This is a genomic window from Streptomyces sp. NPDC032940 (assembly GCF_040636935.1).
GTDB lineage: Bacteria > Actinomycetota > Actinomycetes > Streptomycetales > Streptomycetaceae > Streptomyces.
Genome location: NZ_JBEZVJ010000008.1, coordinates 224,034 through 230,200 on the forward strand (window position 1 = coordinate 224,034; position 6,167 = coordinate 230,200).

At 75.7% G+C, this 6,167-nt stretch carries 6 protein-coding genes; 2 read left to right on the top strand and 4 right to left on the bottom strand.

Annotated elements, in window-relative coordinates; all coding sequences use genetic code 11:
* Positions 1-50: 50 nt before the first annotated feature.
* A complete protein-coding gene (gene infC, locus AB0E77_RS14165) occupies positions 51-704 on the bottom strand; it encodes a translation initiation factor IF-3 (protein WP_086026072.1) in 654 nt (217 codons plus the stop codon).
* Positions 705-1,090: 386 nt separating this feature from the next.
* Between infC and AB0E77_RS14170 the strand changes: the two genes are divergently transcribed.
* Positions 1,091-1,447 carry a DUF1844 domain-containing protein gene (locus tag AB0E77_RS14170; RefSeq protein ID WP_361569632.1) on the top strand — a complete coding sequence of 119 codons (357 nt, stop codon included), beginning with the start codon at positions 1,091-1,093 and terminating at the stop codon, positions 1,445-1,447.
* Between the two features lie 41 nt (positions 1,448-1,488).
* On the opposite strand, the gene AB0E77_RS14175 is transcribed toward AB0E77_RS14170, so the two are convergent.
* Positions 1,489-2,268 carry an SseB family protein gene (locus AB0E77_RS14175; RefSeq protein WP_361569634.1) on the bottom strand — a complete coding sequence of 260 codons (780 nt, stop codon included), beginning with the start codon at positions 2,266-2,268 and terminating at the stop codon, positions 1,489-1,491.
* Positions 2,269-2,385: 117 nt separating this feature from the next.
* Between AB0E77_RS14175 and AB0E77_RS14180 the strand changes: the two genes are divergently transcribed.
* Positions 2,386-3,381: a serine hydrolase gene (locus tag AB0E77_RS14180; RefSeq protein ID WP_361569635.1), complete on the top strand. Its 996-nt coding sequence runs from the start codon at positions 2,386-2,388 to the stop codon at positions 3,379-3,381.
* Here the strand turns inward: AB0E77_RS14180 and mycP are convergent.
* Positions 3,366-4,547: a type VII secretion-associated serine protease mycosin gene (gene mycP / locus AB0E77_RS14185; RefSeq protein ID WP_361569637.1), complete on the bottom strand. Its 1,182-nt coding sequence runs from the start codon at positions 4,545-4,547 to the stop codon at positions 3,366-3,368. The two genes, AB0E77_RS14180 and mycP, sit on opposite strands and share 16 nt — an antisense overlap.
* On the bottom strand, positions 4,544-5,440 hold the full coding sequence (locus AB0E77_RS14190) for a hypothetical protein (protein ID WP_361569653.1): 897 nt from the start codon (positions 5,438-5,440) through the stop codon (positions 4,544-4,546). Before AB0E77_RS14190 ends, mycP begins: the two co-directional genes overlap by 4 nt.
* Between the last annotated feature and the right edge of the window lie 727 nt (positions 5,441-6,167).

Genomic DNA, 6,167 nt, shown 5'->3' on the forward strand with positions numbered 1-6,167 from the left:
TGGAGCGTCGCTCTTGTATCGGTTGTCCTGGGGACTCGCGTCCCCCGGGGTCACGCCTCGGCGGAAGCCTCGGCCGGGGCCTCGGCGTTCACGGCGTCGGCGTCCGCGGCGTTCTGCGACTTGCCGGGGTTGGCCTTCGCCTCCGCCTTGCGGGCTTCCTGCGCCTGGCGAGCCTCGGCCATCGCCTCGGTCTTCTTCTTGTGCGGACCGAGGACCATGATCATGTTTCGGCCGTCCTGCTTCGGGTTCGACTCCACGAAGCCGAGGTCCTGGACGTCCTCCGCGAGCCGCTGCAGCAGTCGGTAGCCGAGTTCCGGCCGGGACTGCTCGCGACCACGGAACATGATCGTGATCTTGACCTTGTCGCCCTGCTTGAGGAACCGGACGACGTGACCCTTCTTGGTGTCATAGTCGTGCGGGTCGATCTTCGGCCGGAGCTTCATCTCCTTGATGACCGTGTGCGCCTGGTTCTTGCGCGCCTCACGGGCCTTCATGGCCGACTCGTACTTGAACTTCCCGTAGTCCATGAGCTTGCACACGGGCGGACGGGCGTTCGCCGCGACCTCGACGAGGTCGAGGTCGTACTCCTGCGCAAGCTCCAGGGCCTTGGCAAGCGGGACAATCCCGACCTGCTCGCCGCTGGGACCGACAAGTCGCACCTCGGGAACGCGAATCCGGTCGTTGATGCGGGGCTCGGCGCTGATGGATCCTCCTCGGTAGCACCACGCGACGGTCTGGCGGACAGCCGCGTAACGTCTGTGTTCGTTAGACCTAACCGCGCCGGCGCATGAAAAATGCCCCGGACGATCACAGGCGGGGCTCCTCGAACTGCTACCGGAGCACCGCCGCGATGGCCGCGGGGCGCGATTCGGGCTGGTCGCCGTCGTGAGGACGGGACCGCCTGACCGGTGACCCGCCGTCCCGGGGGACGGTCAGGTGGGAGTTCGAAAGCCTCCACTTGTGGGCCGGGCCCGGCGCCGTGAGGCGTACGTGTCCGACCGGTCGTTACACAAGGTTAGCAGCTCGGCAGGGGAAGGGCTAACCGAGACCGAGTGGGGCCCCGGCCGCTTCTGCGCCTATCGTGAGCTGCATGAGTGAGACCCCTCCTGAGACGCCCGACTTCGACGCCATGACCCGCGACATCGCGGAGGTTCCCGCGGTCGAGGTGATCGTGACGGTCGCCGTCAATCTGATGAGCGCCGCCGCCGTGAAGCTCGGACTGACCGAGGAGGGCGACGCCCACAGGGACCTGGACGAGGCGCGCAAGCTGGTGCACGCGCTGGCCGGTCTGCTGGACGCGAGCACGACCGAGATCAGCTCGTTCCACGCGGCGCCGCTGCGGGACGGGCTGAAGTCGCTCCAGCTGGCGTTCCGCGAGGCGTCGCTGGTGCCGGACGAGCCGGGCCAGGGGCCGGGCGAGAAGTACACCGGCGCCGTCTACGGCTGACCCGGCCGCGCGCGTACCGCCCGCACGCGTCCGCGCTCGTCCTATCCGCGCACGTACAGGGGCTCGCCCGGAGGCGTGGCACCGGCCGGCAGGAGTGCCAGGTCGAGGCCGCGCACCAGGCGGGCCCTCAGTGTCTCGTCGGCGGCCAGCCGTCCGGCGACGGCGCGGGCGGCCTCGGCCGGGGCCGCGGCCGGGTCCAGCACGAGCACCAGGGTGCCGTCGGCCTGCCCCGGGCCGAGGTGGGCGCGGAGCACGGCGGGCTCGGCGGCCACGGCGCCGCGTACGGCGTTCACGACCGCCGGGTCGTCGAGCGGATCGGTCGTCGTGCGCCCCTCGGCCAGCGCCAGCAGGGCCGCCCCGGTCAGCTCGAACGGCACCGGTCCGGCCATGTCCAGCACGACCGTGTCCGCCTTCTCGTGCGCGGCGGCCTGCAGGGCCTGGTGCAGGGGTACGGCGACGGGGCGGGCCTCGGGGTCCCAGCGGGCGAGCGATTCGGTGGAGGTGAAGGCGGGCAGGGCGGTGCGGTCCCCGGCCTTCAGGGTCGGCACGGCCATGTCACTGGTCTTCTCGCGGCGCAGCCCGCCCTCCCGTCGCCCGCCACCGCCCTTCCGAGGAGCTTCGCGCCCCTCTTCACTGTCCTCCTCGACCTCGCCAAGGACGGCCACAACGGGCACGAGCAGCCGGGCGCCCCTGAGTGCCTCAAGCACGGGTGCCAGGGCGGTGCGGTCCTCGGCCCAGGCGGCGAGCGCCGCGCTCAGCCGGGGGTCGGCGGAGCCGTCGTCGTCGGAGAAGCCGGAGTCCGGGATGTTCTTGTTCGCCACGGTCCCCGAGCCTATCGGGGGGCGGCGGACGGTCCTCATCGGCCTCTCAGGGATCTCTGACCCGCGTTTCACCTCCGTCCCACGGTGCGCACAGCCGGCGCCCCGAGCATCGCGGGCATGGAGTCCCCCAGAGCCCGGCGGCGCCGTCGCGCGCGTCCGCCCCGGCGCCGCGCCCTGCTGTCCGCCGCCCTCGCCGCGGTCGTCGTCGTGGGCGCCGGCGCCGCCGGGGCGGTGTACGTGACGGCGCGGGCGCATCCGGGCGGGGGCGCCGTATCGTCGGCTGCCTCGGCGACCGTGGACGGGGAGGCACCGGTGGACAGCGCGACGGAGGCGGCCGTGGACCGGGAAGCGCTGCTCGCGGCGGCGATGGCGGCGGTGCCTGTGGCGGAGGGCGCCGAGGTGTCGGTGGCGGTGCTCGACCCGGAGTCCGGGGAGGGCGCCACGTACGGCACCGGCGTCTTCGAGACGGCGAGCATCGTCAAGGTCGACATCCTGGCGGCGCTGCTGCTGCGCGCGCAGGACGCCGGACGGACGCTGACCGCCCAGGAGAAAGCGTACGCCGTCGACATGATCGAGAACAGCGACAACGACGCGGCGACGGCGTTGTGGCGGGCGATCGGGACGGCGGAGGGGCTCGACGCGGCGAACGAGCGCCTCGGTCTCACCGCGACCGAGGGCGGCGACGGGCCGCTGTGGGGACTGACGCGGACGACGGCCGCCGACCAGATCACGCTGCTGCGGCAGGTGTTCGAGGCGGAGGGCTCCGCGTTGAGCGAGGTTTCCCGGGCGTATCTGCGGGAGCTGATGGGGCGGATCGCCGCGGACCAGCGGTGGGGGGTGTCGGCCGCGGCCGACGGGACGGACGGCGCGTGGGCGCTGAAGAACGGCTGGCTGCGGCGCAGCACCACCGGGCTGTGGGTGGTCAACAGCATCGGGCGGGTGACGTCCGGCGGCCACGACCGTCTGGTGGCGGTGGTCTCGCGCGGCAGCGCGACGCAGGCGGAGGGGATCGCGCTCACCGAGGCGGCGGCGCGGGCGGCGGTGTCGGTGTTCGCCGCCGCGGACGACGGGAGCCCGGCGGGCGGCGACGAGGGGGATCAGAGCCCGTCGTAGCGCCCGCGCCGGCCCCGCCACAGGACCACGGACGCGACGATCAGGACACCGCCCGCGCTGCCGGCCAGCGGGGCCGCCCAGTCGGAGGTGTCGTCGTGGGCGTCGGCGGCGTCCGGCCCGGAGCCGAAGTACTCGTCGCCGTACGCGGCCGGCTTCAGTCCGCGCGGCTTCAGCTCTCCGGCGGCCTCGATGGCGGCGGCCGGGTCGACGAAGCCGTGGCCCCGGGAGTCGTCGCGCCCGTCGGCGGGGGCGTTGCGGGCCGTGTCCTCCAGGAGCTTCTTGACCTGGGCGGGGGTGAGGTCCGGGTGGGCGGCCTTGACCAGGGCGGCGGCGCCGGACACGAACGCGGAGGCGGCGCTGGTGCCCCAGCCCTCGTAGTAGCGGTGGTCAGGGTCGGCGATGATCACGTCGACGCCGGGGGCGCTGACCGTGGCGTACCAGCGGCGGGTGGAGAAGGAGGCGCGGGTGCCGTAGCGGTCGACGGCGGTGGCGGCGATGACGCCGGGGTAGGCGGCGGGGTACGAGATGTGGTCGCCCTTCTCGCCGCCGTTGCCGGCCGAGGCGACGACGACCACGCCCTTCTTCAGGGCGTACTGGATGGCCTCGTCCTCGGCGGGTTCGGGGTGGGCGGAGGCGGAGTCGTCGCCGAGGGAGAGGTTGATGACGTCGGCGCCGTTGTCGGCGGCCCAGCGGATGCCGTCGGCGAGCGCGTTGCCGCGGGTCTTGCGGGCCTTGGTGCGGGAGGGGTCGCCGTCCTCGAGGATGACGCGGACGGGGAGGATCCTGGCCTCTGGCGCGATACCCATGACGCCCTCGGAGTCGCCGGGTCCGTGGCCGTGACCGGCGATGATCCCGGCCATGGCGGTGCCGTGCCGGGCCCAGGCGCGGTCGCCCTCGCTCGCGCCGAAGCCGACCAGGTCCTTGCCGGTGAGGACGTTGCCGGCGAGGTCGGGGTGGCCGGCCTCGACGCCGGTGTCCAGGACGGCGACGGTGACGCCCGCGCCCTTGGTGGTGCGCCAGGCCTCGTCGGTGTGCATGGCGTCGAGGGCCCACTGCTTGGCGCGTATGCCGTCGGCGTGCGCGGCGGGCGCGGGGACGAGGACGAGGGCGGCGGCGAGGAGGAGGCTCAGGGCACCGCCGGTACGGCGGGGGGATGCGGTGTTCACGAGGGCTGCTCCGTGGCGGGGCCGACGTTCTTGCGCAGGGCGCGTTCGACGCGGTCGGCGAGGCCCTGCGCCTCGTGACCGAGGCCGGCCTGGGCCGGGGCGGAGGCGGCGCCCGACTCCGTGGCCTCCTCCGCGGGCTCGGGCCGGTCGACGGTGCGGCCGTCGGCCCAGCCGGAGACGGCGTAGACGACGACGGGGGCGTCGGTGAGGACGGAGACGGCCCACGAGGCGCGGGCGTCCGCGCCGAAGCCTGCGGCGACGGTGTCCTCGGCGGCGTACGGCAGCGGCACGAGGTCGGCGCGCCGGGCCAGGCCCTCCTTCTCGAACCGGTTCGCCAGCGAGGTCATGGCGGCGGCGTCGGCCTTGGTGAACAGCAGGCCGACGGTGGTGACGTAGCTCTGGGTGGCGTCGGTGTAGGTGGCGCGCAGCAGGCGTGCGCAGCCGGCCGGGGCGAGGGCCTTGCCCAGCAGCGGGTCGAAGGCGCCGGCGCAGCCGCTGTCCGGGGCGACGGCGACGCGGGTCCAGGTGCGGTCGGCGCCGCCGGGACCGGCGCCCTGGCCCTGCACGGTGGGCGGGAAGAGCTGGTCGACCGGGACGCTGTGCCACAGGTCTCCGGCGGCGGTGAAGGCGCTGCGCGCGGCGGCGTCGCCGGAGTCCCCGGCGAGCCAGCTGCCGGTGACGGCGCCGGTGACGAGGCCGGCCCCGAGCACCAGGCAGACGGCCGCGGCGACGGCCTGGGGCCGCAGGCGTGCGCCGAGGGGGCGTGGCCGGGCGTGTGCGTCGTACCCCTCGGGCTCGGCGAACGACACGTGGGGCCGCGGCGCGGCAGCGGGCGCGGACGTGGCGCCCCACGACCGGGCCGGGTCGGGGGCCTGCGGCGGGACGGGGCGCAGGCGGGTGGTCGTCTCGGACGGGGTCTCCGCGGGCGCGCGTCCCGCCGGTGCGCCGCGCCCGCGCGCGGTACCGGCACGGCCGACCGCCGGCGGGGCGTCCGGGAAGCGGGCGGTGGCACGCGGCGGCGGGGGCGTGGAGACGGAGCCGGGCCGTCCGCCGGGCCCCGGCCGGGTGGCGGACGGCCGATCGCCATCGCCCGGCGCTGCCTCCGGTGACCGCTGTGACGCGACGGACCGGCCCTGCGCGCCCACGTCACGCCGGGCGCCGGAGGCCGCGGGCCCGCCGGGGCCGGTCTCTTCGCCGGCCGGCACGGTGACCGGTCGCGAGGACATCCCCGGTCGACGCGGAGCACCGGGGGCCACCGGCTCGGTCCCGGGGGCCGGCGACGCGGTCCCGGGGGCCGGCGGCAGGGTCTCCGCCGGCAGCGGCGCGCTCGGGGGCTGATGTGCGCCGACGGCCGGCGGCGCGACGGGACGCTGCGTCGTCTCCGCACGGGGCGGGGCCACGGAGCGCGGCGCGGCGCCCTCCGGCGGCAGCGGCGCGCTCGGACGGAGAGGCGTGCCCGCGGCAGGCGACGCGTCCGGCGGCGGCGGCACCTCATCACGGCCCGACACCCCGGAACGCGGCGCGGCGCCCTCCGGCGGCAGCGGCGCGCTCGGACGGCGAGGCGTGCCCGCGGCAGGCGGCGCGTCCGGCCGCGGCGGCAGCTCGTCACGGTGCGGGGCC

Excerpts from the sequence above, each read along its gene's own strand:
- AB0E77_RS14180 (WP_361569635.1), top strand. The coding sequence starts at position 2,386 with ATGGAGTCCCCCAGAGCCCGGCGGCGCCGTCGCGCGCGTCCGCCCCGG.
- AB0E77_RS14170 (WP_361569632.1), top strand. The coding sequence starts at position 1,091 with ATGAGTGAGACCCCTCCTGAGACGCCCGACTTCGACGCCATGACCCGC.